Source organism: Pseudomonas sp. HB05 (assembly GCF_016756915.1).
Classification (GTDB): Bacteria; Pseudomonadota; Gammaproteobacteria; order Pseudomonadales; family Pseudomonadaceae; genus Aquipseudomonas; species Aquipseudomonas alvandae.
The window spans coordinates 321,825-339,403 of record NZ_JAESPG010000001.1; the positions used below are offsets into that span (position 1 = coordinate 321,825).

Annotated in this window: 14 protein-coding genes; 9 read left to right on the forward strand and 5 right to left on the reverse strand. The window is 61.7% G+C overall.

Features of this window, described 5'->3' with window-relative positions; genetic code table 11:
* Window positions 1-39: 39 nt before the first annotated feature.
* A complete protein-coding gene (locus tag JMN22_RS01455; protein WP_309475726.1) occupies window positions 40-453 on the forward strand; it encodes a c-type cytochrome in 414 nt (137 codons plus the stop codon).
* 136 nt (window positions 454-589) lie between these two features.
* The gene (locus tag JMN22_RS01460; RefSeq protein ID WP_030138194.1) at window positions 590-2,512 is read left to right on the forward strand and encodes an acetyl-CoA hydrolase/transferase C-terminal domain-containing protein; all 1,923 of its coding nucleotides are present in this window, start codon (window positions 590-592) and stop codon (window positions 2,510-2,512) included.
* A gap of 120 nt (window positions 2,513-2,632) precedes the next feature.
* Here the strand turns inward: JMN22_RS01460 and JMN22_RS01465 are convergent, their stop codons facing one another.
* Window positions 2,633-3,205: a xanthine phosphoribosyltransferase gene (locus tag JMN22_RS01465; protein ID WP_030138190.1), complete on the reverse strand. Its 573-nt coding sequence runs from the start codon at window positions 3,203-3,205 to the stop codon at window positions 2,633-2,635.
* 55 nt (window positions 3,206-3,260) lie between these two features.
* On the reverse strand, window positions 3,261-5,270 hold the full coding sequence (gene rep / locus JMN22_RS01470) for a DNA helicase Rep (RefSeq protein WP_030138189.1): 2,010 nt from the start codon (window positions 5,268-5,270) through the stop codon (window positions 3,261-3,263).
* Window positions 5,271-5,543: 273 nt separating this feature from the next.
* Here rep and JMN22_RS01475 point away from each other — a divergent pair, with 273 nt between their 5' ends.
* Window positions 5,544-7,217, forward strand: a complete 1,674-nt coding sequence (locus JMN22_RS01475; RefSeq protein ID WP_198797543.1) for a putative bifunctional diguanylate cyclase/phosphodiesterase — start codon at window positions 5,544-5,546, stop codon at window positions 7,215-7,217.
* Window positions 7,218-7,319: 102 nt separating this feature from the next.
* Here the strand turns inward: JMN22_RS01475 and JMN22_RS01480 are convergent, their stop codons facing one another.
* Window positions 7,320-8,714 carry a NorM family multidrug efflux MATE transporter gene (locus JMN22_RS01480; protein WP_033864411.1) on the reverse strand — a complete coding sequence of 465 codons (1,395 nt, stop codon included), beginning with the start codon at window positions 8,712-8,714 and terminating at the stop codon, window positions 7,320-7,322.
* Here JMN22_RS01480 and JMN22_RS26630 point away from each other — a divergent pair.
* From JMN22_RS26630 to JMN22_RS01495, 4 genes are all read left to right on the forward strand, one after another.
* Window positions 8,713-8,838, forward strand: coding sequence for a hypothetical protein (locus JMN22_RS26630; RefSeq protein WP_258648517.1), 126 nt, complete (start codon window positions 8,713-8,715; stop codon window positions 8,836-8,838). The genes JMN22_RS01480 and JMN22_RS26630 overlap by 2 nt on opposite strands.
* A gap of 33 nt (window positions 8,839-8,871) precedes the next feature.
* Entirely contained in the window at window positions 8,872-9,792 is a 921-nt protein-coding gene (locus tag JMN22_RS01485; RefSeq protein ID WP_030138186.1) for a LysR substrate-binding domain-containing protein, read from the forward strand.
* Between the two features lie 185 nt (window positions 9,793-9,977).
* Window positions 9,978-11,954 (forward strand): methyl-accepting chemotaxis protein, encoded by a 1,977-nt coding sequence (locus JMN22_RS01490; protein WP_198797542.1) that lies wholly within the window; start codon window positions 9,978-9,980, stop codon window positions 11,952-11,954.
* Between the two features lie 373 nt (window positions 11,955-12,327).
* Complete coding sequence (locus tag JMN22_RS01495) at window positions 12,328-13,542, forward strand: aldose 1-epimerase family protein (protein ID WP_198797541.1); 1,215 nt, start codon at window positions 12,328-12,330, stop codon at window positions 13,540-13,542.
* Window positions 13,543-13,548: 6 nt separating this feature from the next.
* On the opposite strand, the gene JMN22_RS01500 is transcribed toward JMN22_RS01495, so the two are convergent.
* Window positions 13,549-15,042, reverse strand: a complete 1,494-nt coding sequence (locus JMN22_RS01500; protein ID WP_198797540.1) for a YifB family Mg chelatase-like AAA ATPase — start codon at window positions 15,040-15,042, stop codon at window positions 13,549-13,551.
* A 222-nt stretch (window positions 15,043-15,264) separates the two neighbouring features.
* On the opposite strand from JMN22_RS01500, the gene JMN22_RS01505 reads away from it, so the two are divergent.
* On the forward strand, window positions 15,265-16,542 hold the full coding sequence (locus JMN22_RS01505; RefSeq protein ID WP_198797539.1) for a sensor histidine kinase: 1,278 nt from the start codon (window positions 15,265-15,267) through the stop codon (window positions 16,540-16,542).
* Window positions 16,543-16,548: 6 nt separating this feature from the next.
* Here the strand turns inward: JMN22_RS01505 and JMN22_RS01510 are convergent, their stop codons facing one another.
* Window positions 16,549-16,809, reverse strand: a complete 261-nt coding sequence (locus JMN22_RS01510; protein ID WP_030138193.1) for an accessory factor UbiK family protein — start codon at window positions 16,807-16,809, stop codon at window positions 16,549-16,551.
* A gap of 415 nt (window positions 16,810-17,224) precedes the next feature.
* Between JMN22_RS01510 and glnK the strand changes: the two genes are divergently transcribed.
* Complete coding sequence (gene glnK, locus JMN22_RS01515) at window positions 17,225-17,563, forward strand: P-II family nitrogen regulator (protein ID WP_002555808.1); 339 nt, start codon at window positions 17,225-17,227, stop codon at window positions 17,561-17,563.
* The last annotated feature ends 16 nt before the right edge of the window (window positions 17,564-17,579 follow it).

Consider the following 17,579-nt stretch of genomic DNA (forward strand, 5'->3'; position numbering starts at 1 on the left):
TGACTAGCCACCATTGAGGGTGTACGCGTGAACCTAATTATGAAAATGCTGGCTGCACCAGCAACCGTATTGGCCCTATGGGCTGCGAGCGCTCAAGCGGCGCCGACCGATGATATCGCCAAGCGCCTTGAACCCGTCGGCCAGGTTTGCGTCCAGGGCAAGGAATGCAAGGGCATGGAAGTGGCTGCCGCGGCGGGTGGCGCTGGCGGTGCCAAGGCGCCAAAAGACGTCATCGCCAAACATTGCAACGCTTGCCACGGTACCGGCCTGCTGGGCGCTCCGAAAATCGGTGACAAGGCTGCCTGGAAAGAACGCGCCGACCACCAGGGCGGCCTTGACGGCATCCTGGCGAAGGCCATTACCGGGATCAATGCCATGCCGCCTAAAGGCACCTGCGCCGATTGCACCGATGATGAACTCAAAGGCGCCATCAAAGAGATGTCCGGCCTGTAACAGGCATTCATCTTCCGCAAAAAAGCCGCTTACGAGCGGCTTTTTTGTGCCTGGGATTTTTTCCGGACTGGTCATCGCAACCAAGACCCGGCAAGCTCGGTCCAACCCACATTCATGGAATGTCCCGGAGGGTCGGATGGTGCAGTTGTGTTCAATCGAACAGGCGGTGGATGACGTACTCGAGCGTCTGCCCGCGCATATCCACCTCGGCATGCCCCTGGGGCTGGGCAAGCCCAACCTGTTCGCCAACGCGCTTTACCAGCGCATTGCGCAAATGCCCGAGCGACAGCTGACCATTTACACAGCACTGAGCCTGGGTCGGCCGAGCTTGGGCGACGGGCTGCAGAAGCGCTTCCTCGAGCCCTTTGTCGAACGGGTCTTCGGTGATTATCCAGAACTCGATTACCTCGCCGATCTGCAGCGCGACAGCCTGCCGGCCAATATCCGCGTCCAGCAATTCTTCATGCAGCCCGGCAGCCTCCTGCACAGCGCTTCGGCCCAGCAGGACTATGTCAGCAGCAACTACAGCCACGCCGCCCGGGATATCAATGGGGCTGGCTTGAACCTGATCGCGCAACTGGTGGCGAGCGACCCGGAACATCCGGATCGCTTGAGCCTGAGCTGCAACCCGGACATCACCCTGGACCTGTTGCCGATGATCGCCAAGCGGCGCGAGGCGGGGGAAACCATTCTCATGGTGGGCCAGGTCCACAGCGATTTGCCCTACATGCCCGGCGATGCGGAAATCGGCATCGATGGCTTCGACCTGTTGATCGATGAGAAGGACAGCCACACGTTGTTCTCCACGCCGAACATGCCGGTGGGTTTCCAGGACCATTTGATCGGCCTGCACGCCAGCACCCTGGTGCGCGATGGCGGTACGTTGCAGATCGGCATCGGCTCCATGGGCGACGCGTTGACGGCGGCGCTGTTGGCGCGCCAGGCCGATAACGCCGGTTACCAGGCCCTGCTGGCGGACGTGAACCTCAGCCAGTGGGCGCAGTTGATCGAGCGCGAGGGTGGGGTCGAGCCTTTCGCCAAAGGGTTGTACGGTTGCAGTGAAATGTTCGTCAACGGTTTGCTGGTGCTGGCGGAGGCCGGGATTATCCGGCGCAAGGTCTACCCCGACGAACCGACCCAGGAACGGACCATCGCCGGAACCCTCGACGAAGCGGCGCAACCCGACGGCATCTGCATCCACGGCGGGTTCTTCCTCGGCCCGCGCAGTTTTTACGAGCGCCTGAGGGAGTTGCCGCAGAGCCGCCTGCTCGAATTCAACATGACCCGCATCAGCTACATCAACGAGCTGTACGGCCAGGAACCGCTCAAGCGCTTGCAGCGCCTCGATGCGCGTTTCATCAACACGGTCTTCACCATGACCCTGATGGGCGCCGGAGTGGCGGACCAGTTGGAAGATGGGCGGGTGCTCAGCGGTGTAGGTGGGCAGTACAACTTCGTCGCCCAGGGCCATGCGCTGGTAGGGGCGCGCTCGATCCTGCTGTTGCGCAGCTGGCGGGAGTCGGGCGGGGTGGTCAGTTCGAATATCGTCTGGGAATACGGCCATTGCACGATTCCCCGGCACCTGCGAGACATCGTGGTGACCGAGTACGGCATCGCCGACCTGCGGGGCAAGACCGACGCGGCGGTGATCGAGGCGTTGCTGAATATCAGCGATTCGCGCTTCCAACCCGGCCTGATCGAGCAGGCACAAAATGCCGGTAAATTACCGAAGGATTTTCGACTTGATCCACGGTTCGCCGACAACACGTCGGAGCGTCTACAGGCGATCCAGGCGCGGCATCCCAACCTTTTTCCGGAATACCCGCTGGGTTGTGATTTCGACGGGATCGAGCGCGACTTGTTACGGGCTCTGAACTGGCTGAAGAGCAAATTCAAGCTCACCGAGATCCTGGACCTTGGCAAGGCCGCCCTGGATGCGCCGGAGCCCTGGGAATATGCCGGGCATCTGGAGCGGATGCAGTTGACGAATCCCGAGGGGCTGAAGGAGGAGCTGTATCAGCGGCTGTTGCTGGCGGGGCTCAAGGCGACTGCGCCATAACGGCCGATCCACCCCCTGTGGGAGCGAGCTTGCTCGCGATAGCGGTGTATCAGTTACCCGAAATGTGTCTGACAGGCCGCTATCGCGAGCAAGCTCGCTCCCACAGAGGGTAGGGCGTGATCAGTCGATAAAGGTCACGACCCCACCCGCCAGCGACTTCACCCGAGCCAACGACTCGACGCGATAGCCCTGGGCATCCAATTCCGCACGGCCGCCCTGGAACGACTTCTCGATCACGATCCCCAGCCCGGCGACGGTGGCGCCAGCCTGCTTGATAATGGAGATCAGCGCCTGGGAGGCTTTGCCGTTGGCCAGGAAGTCATCGATGATCAGCACGCGGTCGCTGCTGGTCAGGTGACGCGGGCTGATGGCGACGGTGCTTTCGGTCTTCTTCGTGAACGAATACACCGTCGCGGACAGCAGGTTCTCCGTCAGGGTCAGCGATTGTTGCTTGCGGGCAAAGATCACCGGCACGCCAAGGTTCAGCCCGGTCATGATTGCGGGGGCAATGCCCGAGGCTTCGATGGTGACGATCTTGGTGATGCCCGAATCCTTGAACAGTTCGGCAAACTCATCGCCGATCAGCTTCATCAACTGCGGGTCGATCTGGTGGTTGAGAAACGCATCGACCTTCAGGACCTGGTCGGACAGCACAATGCCTAGCTCGCGGATTTTCTGGTGCAGGGCTTCCATGAAGCCTCCTCTGGTGACGCGTCAGCGCCTGAAGTCGGTAAAAAAGTAGTCGATTCTAGCGCTTCAACATCGCGCGTATATCCGCCAGGGCATTGTTGCCGCGAACGGCTTTGACTTCCGTCGGCGTGTCGTCGTTGCCTTCCCAGGCGAGGTCGTCCGGCGGCAGCTCATCGAGAAAGCGGCTGGGGGCGCAGTCGATCACTTCGCCGTACTGCTTGCGCTTGGCGGCGAAGGTGAAGGCTAGCGTCTGGCGCGCTCGGGTAATGCCGACGTAGGCCAGGCGCCGTTCTTCTTCAATGGTGTCGGCCTCGATGCTGGAGCGGTGCGGCAGGATTTCTTCTTCCATGCCCATGATGAACACATAGGGAAACTCCAGGCCCTTGGAGGCGTGCAGCGTCATCATCTGCACCCCTTCGGCGCCGTCTTCCTCTTCCTGCTGGCGTTCGAGCATGTCCCGCAGCACGAGCTTGCCGATGGCGTCCTCGACGGTCATGTCGCCGTCTTCGTCTTTTTCCAAGGTGTTCTTCAACGCCTCGATCAGGAACCAGACGTTGCTCATGCGGTAGTCGGCAGCCTTGTCGCTGGAGCTGTTGGTGCGCAGCCAGTTCTCGTAGTCGATGTCCATGACCATGCTGCGCAGCGCCGAGATCGGATCTTCCCCGGCGCATTGCTCGCGGACCTTGTCCATGAAGCGCTTGAAGCGCGCCAGGCGGTCGGTGAAGCGGCTGTCCAAATGTTCGCCCAGGCCGATTTCGTCCGTGGCGGCGTACATCGAGATCTTGCGCTCGGTGGCGTAGTTGCCGAGTTTCTCCAGGGTGGTCGAGCCGATTTCCCGGCGCGGCACGTTGATCACCCGCAGGAAGGCGTTGTCGTCGTCCGGGTTCACGATCAGGCGGAAGTAGGCCATCAGGTCCTTCACTTCCTGGCGACCGAAAAAGCTGTTGCCCCCCGACAGGCGATAGGGAACCTGGTGATGCTGCAGTTTCAGTTCGATCAGCTTGGCCTGGTAGTTACCGCGGTACAGGATTGCAAAATCGCTGTACGGCCGATCGGTGCGCAGGTGCAGGCTGAGGATTTCCATGGCCACGCGCTCGGCTTCGGCGTCTTCGTTGCGGCAACGGATCACGCGGATTTCGTCGCCGTGGCCCATCTCGCTCCACAGTTGCTTTTCGAACTCGTGGGGGTTGTTGGAAATCAGCACGTTGGCGCAGCGCAGGATGCGGCTGGTGGAGCGGTAGTTCTGCTCCAGCATCACCACTTTGAGCGACGGATAGTCTTCCTTGAGCAACATCAGGTTTTCCGGCCGCGCGCCGCGCCAGGCATAGATCGACTGGTCGTCGTCGCCCACCACGGTGAACTGGTTGCGTTTGCCGATCAGCAACTTCACCAGCAGATACTGGCTGGCGTTGGTGTCCTGATATTCGTCCACCAGCAGGTAGCGGACCTTGTTCTGCCATTTTTCAAGAATGTCGGCGTGGTCCTGGAACAGCTTGACCGGCAGCAGGATCAGGTCGTCGAAGTCCACCGCGTTGAACGCCTTGAGCGTGCGCTGGTAGTGGGCGTAGACGATGGCGGCGGTCTGCTCCTTGGGATTGCGGGCATTTTCCAGGGCTTCGGGTGGCAGGACCAGGTCGTTTTTCCAGGCGCCGATCATGTTCTTGATCTCGTCGACGCCGTCGTCGCCCGAGTATTCCTTCTGCATGATGTCGGTCATCAGGGCCTTGACGTCGGTCTCGTCGAAAATCGAGAAGCCCGGTTTGTAGCCCAGCCGCGCGTGTTCCTTGCGGATGATGTTCAGGCCCAGGTTGTGGAAGGTGCAGACGGTCAGGCCGCGGCCTTCGCCGGCGCGCAACAGGCCACCGACCCGCTCCTTCATTTCCCGGGCGGCCTTGTTGGTGAAGGTCATGGCGACGATGTACTGGGCGCGGATGCCGCAGTTCTGGATCAAATGCGCGATCTTGCGGGTAATCACGCTGGTCTTGCCGGAGCCTGCACCGGCGAGCACCAAAAGAGGGCCGCCGACATAGTTCACGGCTTCTTGCTGCCGGGGATTGAGTCGGGACATGACAGAGTCAGGGAGTCGTTTGCGAAATGGGCCGGCATTTTAACAGGCTCTGAGAATTGTGCTGCCCTGTCCGACTTGTGACGCTGTCCATCATCTCCATTTGCCGCTTTTGTCACTTTCCCTCAGGATGCGGACAGAATTTAGGTCTAACGTTCGTTTTTGGATGAATAAACGCTCAAAAGCGGGTGTTTGAGAACCATTGGCATTGGTGATTGCCCTTCGGCGAGTCATAATGCCCCGCGCCTACCACCTTGCAGAGTCTAGGGAGTCAGCTTGTCTACGCCTGTCGAACCCTTGCGTTTGCTGTTGTTGGCCGAAACGCCTGAGTGGTCTGCGATATTGCGCGAGTGCCTGGCGCCCATGGGAGCCTCGGTCGTATTGATCAGCGCTCCGAGCTGGGAATCGGTCAGCAGCCTGTTCGAAGACAACCGCAACGCGGTGCTGCTGACTGTTGCGTCCCTGCAGCCGGCGCCGGGTCGCTGTCGTCTGCCGACGGTCCTGTTGCTGGAGCATGAGCCTTCGACTTCCCCGGATGGTGTCAGCGATTGGTTGGTGCGTGATGTTCTTGACGAGGCGACGTTGCGCCGTTGCCTGCGCCATGTGCGCGAGCGGGGGGTGCTGGAAAATACCCTGCAACGACTCGCCGAACAGGACCCGCTGACCGGCATCGCCAACCGTCAGGGCTTCCAGACCCTGCTGGCGGCGCGCCTGGCTGAAAACGAAGGTCGTGGCCTGGCGCTTGGTCACCTGGACCTCGATAACTTCCGTCACGCCAACGACGCGTTGGGGCATCAGGCCGGTGATCGGCTGATCCTGCAAGTGGTCTCGCGGCTCAAGGGCTCGCTTGAGGCCGGTGATCAACTGGCGCGGCTGGGCAGCGACGAGTTCGCCCTGCTGATCGACACCCGCCGTGCGCCGCAGCGCGCGGAGTGGATGGCCGAACGCATCACCGAGGCCATGGCCGAACCCTACTGGGTGGATGGCGAAAGCCTGTTGATCGGTTGCAGCCTGGGTATCGCCCATGCCCGCGCCCAGGCCGGTGCCGATCCCTTGATGTGGCACGCCCACATCGCCATGCAGCAAGCCAAGAGCACACAAGGCTGCACGTTTCATATCTTCAATGAACGCATCAATCGCAATGCCCGCAGCCTCGCCGACTTGGAAAGCGAACTGCGCCGGGCGCTGCGTCGCGATGAACTGGAGTTGCACTACCAGCCCCGGTTGAACCTTGATGGCGGCCATATCGTCGGCCTCGAAGCGCTGGTGCGCTGGCGTCACGGCGAGCGTGGCCTGCTGCCACCGAGTGAATTCGTGCCGCTGGCCGAGCAGAGCGGCTTGATCGTGCCGTTGGGTTACTGGGTGATTTCCCGGGCACTGCGGGACATGCAGGATCTGCGCGAACGCGGGCTGGCGCCGCTGCACATGGCGATCAACCTGTCATTCCGGCAGTTCCAGGACAGCCAGCTGCTGCCGACCCTGAGTCGATTGATCGCCGAGCGGGGCGTCGAGGCCCAGTGGCTGGAGTTCGAACTCACCGAAACCGCCGTCATGCGCCGCAGCGAACTGGTCAAGCAGACCATGGATGCGCTGGGGCGCCTGGGGGTACGGTTTTCCCTGGACGACTTCGGCACCGGGTTCTCATCGTTCGTACACCTCAACAGCCTGCCGATCGCCTTGCTCAAGATCGACAAGAGCTTCGTCGGCGGCATGGAGCAGCGCGAAGAGAACCGCAAACTGGTGCACGCGATGATCAACCTGGCCCATAACCTCAACCTGGAAGTGGTCGCCGAAGGTGTGGAAACCGCTGAACAACTGGACCTGCTGCGTGGCTTCGGTTGCGATCAGGTGCAGGGATTCCTGATCAGCAAGCCGTTGCCGCTGGTGGAGTTGGTGGAATACCTGACGTTCGGGGGGGATCAGCAGTCCACGCACGAAGTCGTGGTCTGACTCCTTTCCCTTGTGGGAGCGAGCTTGCTCAGTGTGTCAGTCAAAATCGATGTGACTGAACTATCGCCATCGCGAGCAAGCTCGCTCCCACAGGGGATGGTTTCATTTGGCCGGGATGGCTTCGAAACCGGGCTGCCCCGGCTCACGGCGAATCATCCGCTTCATCTTCCATTCGAACGCCAGCGTCAGGCTCACCGCCGCGCAGGCCAGCCCGAGGGCCAGGCCCCACCAGACGCCAGTTGGCCCCCAGTGCAAATGGAACGCCATCCACCACGCGGCTGGCGCGCCAATTAGCCAATAGCAACCCAGCCCCACCAGGAACGTAGTCTTGGCGTCTTTCAATCCGCGGATACAACCCATGGCAATGGTTTGCGTGCCGTCGAACAGTTCGAACCAGGCCGCCACGGCCAGCAGGCTCACTGCCAGGTTGATCACTTCGCGGAACGCCGGGTCGTTATGGTCCAGGAACAAGCCGATCAGTTGGTGAGGCAACAACCAGAACACCATGGCGAACGCCAGCATCGCCGCCGCGCCGAAGCCAATCCCGACTCGCCCGGCCAGTCGCGCCATTGGCAGTTGGCCGGCGCCGTAGTGCTGGCCGATGCGCATGGTGATGGCGTACGACATGCCCGCCGGCACCATGAACGCCACCGAGACGATTTGCAGCGCGATCTGATGGGCCGCCAGTGGCGTGCTGCCCATGGTGCCCATGCAGAGGGCGGCGAAGGCGAACAGCCCGACTTCCACCGCGTAGGTGCCGCCAATCGGCAGGCCGAGGCGCCACAATTCCTTGAGGTACTGGCGATTGGGCCGTGACAGGCCAGCGAGCAATGGATAGGCCCGGTAGGCCGGGTGCCGGTGGATGTGCCACGCCAGCGCCAGGGCCATGCTGTTGGCGACGATGGCCGTCACCAGGCCGATCCCCATCAAGCCGAGTTTCGGCAAGCCGAACATGCCGGTAATGAGTGCGTAATTGAGCAGGAAGTTGGCCACCGTGCCGCCGAGGCTGATCACCATGACCGGCGTGGCCCGGCCAATCGCGCTGGTGAAACCGCGCAGGGCCATGAAACTGAGGTAGCCGGGCAGGGCGAACGGCAGCGCCAGCAGGAACTGTCCGGCGGACAACACATTGGTTTCGGTCTGGCCGAACATCAACAGCACCGGCTTGAGGTTCCATAACAGCAGGCCCGCCATCAGCGCCATCAGCCAGGCCAACCACAAACCGGCCTGGGTCAGCCGAGTGGCGCCTTCGATGTCGCCCGCGCCCTGGCGGATCGCGACCAGGGTGCCCACCGCCGCGATCACGCCGATGCAGAAAATCGAGACGAATGAATAAGTCGCCGCCCCGAGTCCCCCGCCGGCGAGGGCTTCAGGGCTCAGGCGCGCCATCATCACGGTGTCGGTGAGGACCATCAGCATGTGCGCCAACTGCGAAGCTATCAACGGCCCCGCCAGCCGCAGGATGGCCCAGAGTTCGGTACGCGCTGGATGCTGCATGATCATCACGCTCCATGTTCAACAAGGCAGTAAAGCGTTGATTCTCGGCGCTCGCCGTGGTTTGCACAAAAGGATAAATCCGATTGCTGGCATGATTAAAACTCATGCTGGAACGATCTTCTGATAGGGTTCAAAAATCGCTATAGGAGCTTTCCCAATGTCTCGTCGTCTTCCTCCTCTTTATGCATTGCGGGCATTCGAAGCGGCGGCGCGATACAGCTCGTTTACCCGGGCTGCCGAAGAGCTGTCGATTACCCAGAGTGCGGTGAGCCGACACATCCGCACGCTCGAAGATCATTTTGCCTGCCGGCTGTTCCAGCGCAGCGGCCGCAACCTGCAGTTGACCGAAGCGGCGCGCCTGTTGCTGCCGGGCGTGCGGGAAGGCTTCATGGCCCTTGAGCGGGCTTGCCATACGTTGCACGGTGATGACGGCATCTTGCGCATGAAGGCGCCATCGACCCTGACCATGCGCTGGTTGCTGGCACGGTTGAGTCGTTTCCGGCATCTGCAGCCTGGCAACGAGGTGCAATTGACCAGTGCCTGGATGGACATCGACTCGGTGGATTTCAACACCGAACCCTTCGATTGCGCGGTACTGCTGGGTAACGGGCACTTCCCTGGGGATTGGGAGGCCAGTTTGTTGTTCCCCGAGGAATTGATCCCGGTGGGCGCGCCGAACCTGTTGAACGATCAGCCTTGGGACGTGGCGCGCCTGGCCAGTGCGGAGCTGCTGCACCCCACGCCGGATCGTCGGGACTGGCGCAATTGGTTGCAGCGCATGGGCCTGGCCGACAAGGTCTCGCTCAAGGGCGGCCAGGTCTTCGACACGTTGGAACTGGGCATGATCGCGGCGGCCCGTGGTTATGGCGTGTCCATGGGCGACCTGTTGATGGTGGCCGAAGACGTTGCCCAGGGGCGCTTGAGCCTGCCATGGCCGACGGCGGTCGCCAGCGGCGAGCACTACTATCTGGTCTGGCCGAAAACCCGGTCGGGTGGTGAGCGCTTGCGTCGGCTCAGCGATTTTCTCCAGGGCGAGGTCAAGGCCATGCAGCTACCCGACGTGGAGCGCCTGGGCTGAATCGTTGAAGCCTTGGCGCCGGTTGTTTGGCATTTATCCTTCCGGATCGCTCAAGTATTAGGGTTTGCTGCCGAATCCGTGGACATAGAACCTTCGTTCAGAAAGGGCCAATTCATACCTTAACGAATAAGATGCCGAGCGTGCGACGTGATCAGGACGATCCGGTCTCTCGGCCAGGAGCCGTCATGTCTCATCCCCGTGCCCGAATCGCCTCACAGCTTGGCCTTGCCCTAGCCGTGATATTGGCGGTCGTGATTTCCGGCAGTACCGTCTTCGCCTTGCGTTCGTTGGACACTGCCAACCTGTCCACCCGTGAAGAGCATCTGGCCAGCGAAGCGCGCCTGATGGCCGACCAGCTCAACACGTTCCACAGCACCTTGCGCGAAAGCACCCAGCGGTTGGCCGGTCTGTTCGAAAAGCGCTTCAGCGCGGGCTTGAGCGTGCATGCGGACCAACCGGTGACGGTGGCGGGCGTGCAGACGCCGGGCTTGAGCCTGGGCGGCGAAGTGTTGAACAACAACTTCAAGGAAGTGGACGACTTCAAGACGATGACCGCCGGGGTGGCCACGGTGTTCGTGCGCAGCGGCGACGACTTCATCCGCATCAGCACCTCGTTGACCAAGCAGGACGGCACGCGCGCGATCGGCACCGTGCTTGACCGCGCCGGCCCGGCTTATGGCCCGGTCATGGCGGGCCAAAGCTACATCGGCCGTGCCTTGCTGTTCGGACGCTACTACATGTCCCAGTACACGCCTGTGCGCGACAGCGGCGGCAAGATCATCGCCGTGTTGTACGTAGGCTTCGACTACACCGATGCGCAGAACGCCCAGTTCGAAAACCTCAAGCGCTTCCGTATCGGCCAGACCGGCTCCTTGGCGTTGCTGGACGAGCAAAACAAATGGCTGGTGCCGCCAGCGGGCGTGCAGGCGCTGGACAAGGCCACCGCGACCATCACCGACTTGGTCAAGAAACCAGGCAAAGGTGCGTTCTGGGAAGACACCGCAGAAGATTTCTACAGCGTTGCCGTGCCGTTTGAAGGTGGGCCGTGGGCGGTCGTGGCGAGCATGCCGAAAGCCGAGATTCGTGCCGTGACCTGGAGCGTCGGCACGCAACTGGCAATTGGCAGCCTGCTGGCGATGTTGTTGGCGGTCGGCTCGGCGATGTGGTTGTTGCGAAGCAAATTGGCGCCGCTCGGGGATCTGGTGCGCCAGGCCGAAGCGCTGGGCGCCGGCGACTTGAGCGTGCGCCTGAACGTGTCGAGCCATGATGAAATCGGCCAACTGGCCCGTGCCTTCAACCAGATGAGCCAGGCCTTGTCGACTATGGTGGAGCACATCCGTAAAGCCTCTCAGGAGGTCAATAGCCGTGCCCAGGCGCTGTCGGGCTTGTCCAGTGGCGCGTATGAGGGGATGGAGCAGCAGTCCGGTGAAATCACCAGCATGGCGGGCGCGGTTGAAGAGTTCAGCGCCACGTCCCTGAACATTGCCGACAACATGGGCAATACCCAGCGCCTGGCCCAGGAAAACGCCCAGCAAACCAAGATCGGTCGCACGTCGATGGACGAGGCTTCATCGTCGCTGGAGCAGATCGCTGGCGCGTTGAACAGCACGGCCACGGTCATCAACACCCTGGGCCAGCGTTCCCAGGAAATCGGCGGCATCGTTGGCGTCATTACTTCCATCGCCGAGCAAACGAACCTGCTGGCCCTGAACGCCGCCATCGAAGCCGCCCGCGCGGGTGAGCAGGGCCGTGGTTTCGCCGTGGTGGCCGATGAAGTGCGCAGCCTGGCCTCCCGCACTCGGCAGGCGACCGATGAAATTTCCGGGATGATCCAGAGCATCCAGCAGGAAACCGGCAACGCCATCAGCACCATGGAGCAGGGCAACCTGTTGATGCAGGAAGGCCTGTCGCGCAACGCCAACGTCGCCTCGGCCCTGGCGCGTATCGATGAGCAAAGCCGCTCCGCCGGCCAGCAATTCGCGGCGATCACCACCGCCACCCAGGAGCAGAGCAGCACCGCGACGTTGCTCAGCAGCAACCTGCAAAGCATTGCCATGGCCAACAGCGAACAACGGGAAGTGGTTTCGAACCTGGCGATCACCGCCAAGGAACTGGAAACACTGGCGCAGGACCTGCGCAAAGAGGTTGATCGATTCCGCTGAAGCCTCTGCAACCAGCGCGAGCAAGCTCCCCCGAGATCAGTGTGGGGGAGCCTGCTCGCGAAGGTGGCGTTCCAGCCACTTCTCTACTCGCTGACCCACCGCTTTCGCGAGCAAGCCCGCTCCCACGAGGGAGTTTGCGGCGAACATCTTCTGGCGGCCGCCCCGGAATTAGTGTGGGAGCGGGCTTGCTCGCGAAAGCGGCTTTCCAGCCACATCCCTGCCCACTGACCCACCGCCTTCGCGAGCATGCCCGCTCCCACAGAAGCTCCATTCGTGTGAACTTTACTTTTTAAGGAAATTGCTGTTTTTAAGCTTGCTGAAACGTTTCTTCAAGTCTATAAAAACCGCACAACTCCAATAAAAGGTCACGTCCATGACTCCGTTCAAACTCCTCGTTACCCTTGGCGCCCTGGGCGCTGCCTCCCATGCCCTGGCTTGGGATTACGTCCTGTTGGACACCGATAAAGCTGCCCAGCCCTGGAAAATCACCAGCGAACAGCTAGGCGTGAAAACCGGCAAGCCGTTCTCCGTGACGATGCGCACCCTGCACGGCGGTCGGCAGGAAGGCGTCAGCATCGTCGACATCGACAACGGCGCCCTGAAGCTCTCGGTCGTTCCGACCCGAGGCATGAACGTGCTGCAGGCTTCTGTCGGCAATGTGCGCATGGGTTGGGATTCGCCAGTCAAGGAAGTGGTCAATCCAGCCTTCATCGAACTCAACGGCCGCGGCGGCCTGGGCTGGCTGGAAGGTTTCAATGAACTCGTCACGCGCTGTGGCTACGAATGGGTTGGCCATCCGGGCATGGACAACGGCGAGCTGCTGACCCTGCATGGTCGCGCTGCCAATATTCCAGCCAATAAGGTCACCCTGCACATCGATGAAAAACCGCCCTACGCCATCACCCTGCGAGGCGAGTTGAAGGAGCAGGCGTTCAAGAAAGTCGATTTCTCGGTCCAGACCGAACTGGTCACCGAGCCTGGCAGCGTGACCTTCGCGCTCAACGACACGCTGACCAACAACGGCGATTACCCGAAGGAATACCAGGCGCTCTACCACAGCAATTTCAGCACCCCCTTCCTGGAACAGGGCGCGCGTTTCGCAGCGCCGGTCAAGCAAGTCTCGCCATTCAATGACAAGGCCAAGGGCGACCTGAAAGATTGGACAACCTATCGAGCCCCCACCAAGGATTACGACGAAACCGTCTACAACGTCGTGCCTTACGGCGATGCCAAGGGCGACACGTTGACGGTGCTGCACAACAAGGCCGGCAGCCTTGGCGTCTCGGTGGGCTTCAACACGGCCACGCTCCCGGTGTTTTCCCTGTGGAAAAATACCGATACCCAAGGCCAGGGCTACGTGACCGGGCTTGAGCCGGGCACCAGCTTTTCCTACAACCGCCACTACCAGCGCCCGCTGGGGCTGGTGCCGACCATCGCCCCGAAAGAGCGCAAGCAGTTCCAGATCCACTACAGCCTGTTGGCGGACAAGGCGGCGGTGGACAAGGCCCTCAAGCGCATCGACGACATCCAGGGCGATCGCAAAACCGAAGTGCGGGATGCGCCGTTGGTGGACCTGAGCAAACCATAAGCTGTTTCAGGCCGTGGTCGGCCGATACTGCAGCGCTTCGGCCAGGTGTTCCCGGCTGATCCGCTGCACATGCTCAAGGTCGGCCAGGGTCCGGGCGACCTTGAGCAGGCGATGAGCGGCTCGCAACGACAGGGTCAGTCGTTCGCAGGCGGTTTCCAGCCAGGCTTCGTCGGCGGTGGAGAGTTTGCAATGCTGGCGCAAGCCCGGCAGGTCCAGGAATGCATTGGCGCAACCTTGACGTATTTGCTGGCGCTCCCGGGCTTCGGCCACCCGCTCGGCCGCGGTGGCCGTGTCGCCACCGGGTTCGCCTTTCGGATTCAGCGCCGTGGCCTCCCGTGCAACGGTCAGGTGCAGGTCGATGCGATCAAGCAAGGGGCCGGACAGTTTATTGCGGTAACGCTGCACCATGTCGGGCGTGCAGGAGCAACGGCCACTGGGCTCGCCGAGGTATCCACAGGGACAGGGATTCATTGCCGCGACCAGTTGGAAGCGCGCCGGGAAGCGCACGCGGTCGCGGGCTCGGGAAATCACAATGTGACCGGACTCCAATGGTTCCCTCAGCACTTCTAGCACCTTGCGGTCGAACTCCGGCAGCTCATCCAGGAACAGGACACCATGGTGGGCGAGGGTGATTTCCCCCGGTTGTGGCTTGGATCCGCCGCCTACCAGCGCAGGGCCGGAAGCCGAGTGATGCGGCTGGCGAAACGGACGTTGCGGCCAATGGCTCAACGGCACGCAGCTGGCCACCGACTGGATGGCTGCGACCTCCAGGGCCTCGCTTTCGGCCAGTGGCGGCAACAGCCCTGGCAAACGGCTCGCCAGCAGAGTCTTGCCGGTGCCCGGTGGGCCGCTGAACAACAGGTTATGAGCGCCCGCTGCGGCGATCAGTAGCGCGCGCTTGGCACCTGCCTGCCCTTGGACTTCGCTGAGATCGGGGTACGGCCTGCTGGCCGAGAGCAGCCCGTTGGAAACAAAGGGCTCGACGGGTGTGTGGCCGTTGAAATGCGCCACCGCTTCGAGCAGATGATCCACGGCGATCACTTTCAACCCCGAGGCCAGGCAGGCCTCCTCGGCATTCGCTCGCGGCACCACCAGCATCCGCCCGGCCGCGCGTGCCGCCAGTGCTGCCGGCAGAACGCCGCGTACCGGTCGCACGGCGCCGGACAACGCCAGCTCACCGAGGCACTCGACGTCGTCCAGCATCAGCGTTGGCACCTGCACGCTGGCGGACAGGATGCCAAGGGCAATCGCCAGGTCGAACCGCCCGCCGTCCTTGGGCAGGTCTGCCGGCGCGAGGTTGAGGGTGATGCGTCGTGCCGGGAAATTGAGTCCCGAATTGATGATCGCGCTGCGCACCCGGTCCTTGCTTTCCTTCACTGCTGCCTCTGGCAGACCGACCATCGTCAGTGACGGCAAGCCATTGGCCAGATGAACTTCAACGGTAACGGCGGGAGCCTCCACCCCCACCTGGGCGCGGCTGTGGACAATGGCGAGCGACATGAAGCGGTCCTTGAGACGAATAGGGTGCCGCGTCCTGCGGCTCTTGAAGATTAGTCGGCGAAAGCAGCGCGGGAGCTGCAATTGGAAGGGGAAATCTTCGCAGGATATTACCGAGGCGCCGGCGCCATCTCAGGATGAACGTGGCCCGGGCGAGGCCTCTGCTAAGCTGGATTTTGTCTGATCGGCACCGGGCGGGATCAACGCACAGAGAGGATGTGACCCATGGACGATCTGTTGGCGTTGTTGACCGACAAGCGCTTCATGCCCCACGGGCATTGCTACATGTGGCGGCCTGACCTGCTGTGGACCAATGTGATCGCCGACGGTTTGATCACCCTGTCCTACGTCACCATCCCCTTCACCCTCCTGTACTTTATCCACAAGCGCAAGGACGTACCGTTTGATTGGATGCTGGCGGCCTTTGGAGTGTTTATCCTGGCCTGCGGGACCAGCCACGTGATGGAGATCCTGACCATCTGGCAGCCCTATTACTGGCTGTCGGCGCTGGTCAAGGTGATCACCGCGATTGCCTCGGTGATTACCGCGATCCTGCTGGTCCGGCTGGTACCGGCAGCCCTGAAGATCCCCAGCCCGCAGCAATTGGCCAGGGTCAACGACGAGTTGCGCGAGGCGCAGGCCGAACTGGTCACGACGGCGCGCCGGGCCGGCATGGCGGAAATTGCCACCAACGTGCTGCACAACGTGGGCAACGTGCTCAATAGCGTGAATGTGTCAGCCCAGGTCCTGTACGAGAAGGTGCATACGTCCAAGGGGCCATCGGTGGCCAAAGTCGTCCAGCTGATGAAGGAGCATCCCGATGACCTCGGTGACTTCATCAGCAGCGACCCGAAGGGGCGCGCGCTACCCGATTATCTCGACAAGCTGGCCGACGCGCTGGCAATCGAGCAACAGGGCATGATCGCCGAGCTGGCGCAGTTGACCCGCCGGATCGACCACATCAAGGAAATCGTCGCCACCCAGCAGTCCTACGCCGGTAATTCCAGCGTGCTGGAACCGGGCATGCTGCGTGAACTGGTGGAGGATGTGGTGCGCATCAGCGGGGTGTCCCTGGTGCGGCACAAGGTGACGCTGGTCCAGGAACTTGACGATGTGCCGATGATGCCGCTGGACAAGCACAAGGTCTTGCAGATCCTGGTCAACCTGATAAACAACGCCAAGCAGGCGCTTGTCCCGGTCACGGATCGGTCGCCGCACATCACGTTACGCCTGAAGGCGGTTGACGACGCCCGTGTGCGAATCGAGGTGGAGGACAATGGCGAAGGCATTACCGAGGACAACCTTGCCCGGGTGTTCGAGCATGGCTTCACCACGCGTGCCGATGGTCATGGTTTTGGCCTGCATAGCTGCATCCTGGCCGCCCATGAGATGGGCGGCGACCTGACCGTGCGCAGCGCGGGGGAGGGCCAGGGGGCGCTTTTTATCTTGGAACTGCCGATCACGCCGGCCCCCGGGCAATCGCGAAAGGTTGCCCAAGGCTGAGGTCGCTTATGGCGAGGTCGAGGCCAGTCGCTCTTCCAGCTCGGCTACTTTTGCCTCCAGGCTTTCCAACCTGGCCCGAGTCCGGGCCAGCACGACCATCTGGCTGTCGAATTCCTCCCGGCTGACCAGGTCCAGCTTGCTGAAGCCGCTTTGCAGCAAGGCCTTGAACTGGCTTTCGATTTCGCTTTTGGGCAGCGGCGTGTCGCCACTCAACAGGCGGGAGGCATGGCCGCTCAGGGCGTCGAGGAGGTCTTTGGGCGCAAGCATGGCAGGTGTCCTGGAAAACAATGGCGGGCAGTGTATCACGCAGTGTCTATAGTCAATTCGCCAGGCAGGGATGCACGCTTTTCGCGCACAGGGCCGGGCGCTGTCGCACCGTTGTTGTGCGTATCGTTGCGCTTCGTGGCCCGACACCGCCGCATGCAACGGGTAAGGGGTTGAAATCAGGAGGGTTGGGCACAGATGGCAAGGTTTCTGCTTAGAGGCTGATGACCCATGCACTGATGCAGTCGCTGTGACGAATGCAGTGCAGCAGGCGAAACGGGGAGTTTCGTCAGGATCGGTTAACTGGCACCTGTCGGGCAACTTGGGCCGACGACGCGTTACAAAGCCAGGCACTGCGCTTAGACTTGAGTCGGGTTTGTTTTCCTGGGGCAAGTCCACCAATTCGGGAGAAAGTTTCATGAAGCTAGTCACTGCCATCATCAAGCCGTTCAAGTTGGACGACGTGCGCGAGTCGTTGTCCGAGATCGGCGTGCAGGGCATTACCGTTACTGAGGTCAAAGGCTTCGGTCGGCAGAAAGGTCACACCGAGCTGTATCGCGGCGCGGAATACGTGGTCGATTTCCTGCCCAAGGTGAAGATCGACGTCGCCATTGACGACAAGGATCTTGACCGGGTGATCGAGGCAATCACCAAGGCCGCCAACACCGGCAAGATCGGTGACGGGAAGATCTTTGTGGTCAATCTGGAACAGGCTATCCGCATCCGTACCGGCGAAACCGATACCGACGCCATCTAAGCCGCCAAACCCAACG

Excerpts from the sequence above, each read along its gene's own strand:
- JMN22_RS01455 (WP_309475726.1), top strand. The coding sequence starts at position 40 with ATGAAAATGCTGGCTGCACCAGCAACCGTATTGGCCCTATGGGCTGCG.
- JMN22_RS01460 (WP_030138194.1), top strand. The coding sequence starts at position 590 with ATGGTGCAGTTGTGTTCAATCGAACAGGCGGTGGATGACGTACTCGAG.
- JMN22_RS01465 (WP_030138190.1), bottom strand. The coding sequence starts at position 3,205 with ATGGAAGCCCTGCACCAGAAAATCCGCGAGCTAGGCATTGTGCTGTCC.
- rep (WP_030138189.1), bottom strand. The coding sequence starts at position 5,270 with ATGTCCCGACTCAATCCCCGGCAGCAAGAAGCCGTGAACTATGTCGGC.
- JMN22_RS26630 (WP_258648517.1), top strand. The coding sequence starts at position 8,713 with ATGATCATCACGCTCCATGTTCAACAAGGCAGTAAAGCGTTGATTCTC.
- JMN22_RS01480 (WP_033864411.1), bottom strand. The coding sequence starts at position 8,714 with ATGCAGCATCCAGCGCGTACCGAACTCTGGGCCATCCTGCGGCTGGCG.
- JMN22_RS01485 (WP_030138186.1), top strand. The coding sequence starts at position 8,872 with ATGTCTCGTCGTCTTCCTCCTCTTTATGCATTGCGGGCATTCGAAGCG.
- JMN22_RS01490 (WP_198797542.1), top strand. The coding sequence starts at position 9,978 with ATGTCTCATCCCCGTGCCCGAATCGCCTCACAGCTTGGCCTTGCCCTA.
- JMN22_RS01495 (WP_198797541.1), top strand. The coding sequence starts at position 12,328 with ATGACTCCGTTCAAACTCCTCGTTACCCTTGGCGCCCTGGGCGCTGCC.
- JMN22_RS01500 (WP_198797540.1), bottom strand. The coding sequence starts at position 15,042 with ATGTCGCTCGCCATTGTCCACAGCCGCGCCCAGGTGGGGGTGGAGGCT.
- JMN22_RS01505 (WP_198797539.1), top strand. The coding sequence starts at position 15,265 with ATGGACGATCTGTTGGCGTTGTTGACCGACAAGCGCTTCATGCCCCAC.
- JMN22_RS01510 (WP_030138193.1), bottom strand. The coding sequence starts at position 16,809 with ATGCTTGCGCCCAAAGACCTCCTCGACGCCCTGAGCGGCCATGCCTCC.
- glnK (WP_002555808.1), top strand. The coding sequence starts at position 17,225 with ATGAAGCTAGTCACTGCCATCATCAAGCCGTTCAAGTTGGACGACGTG.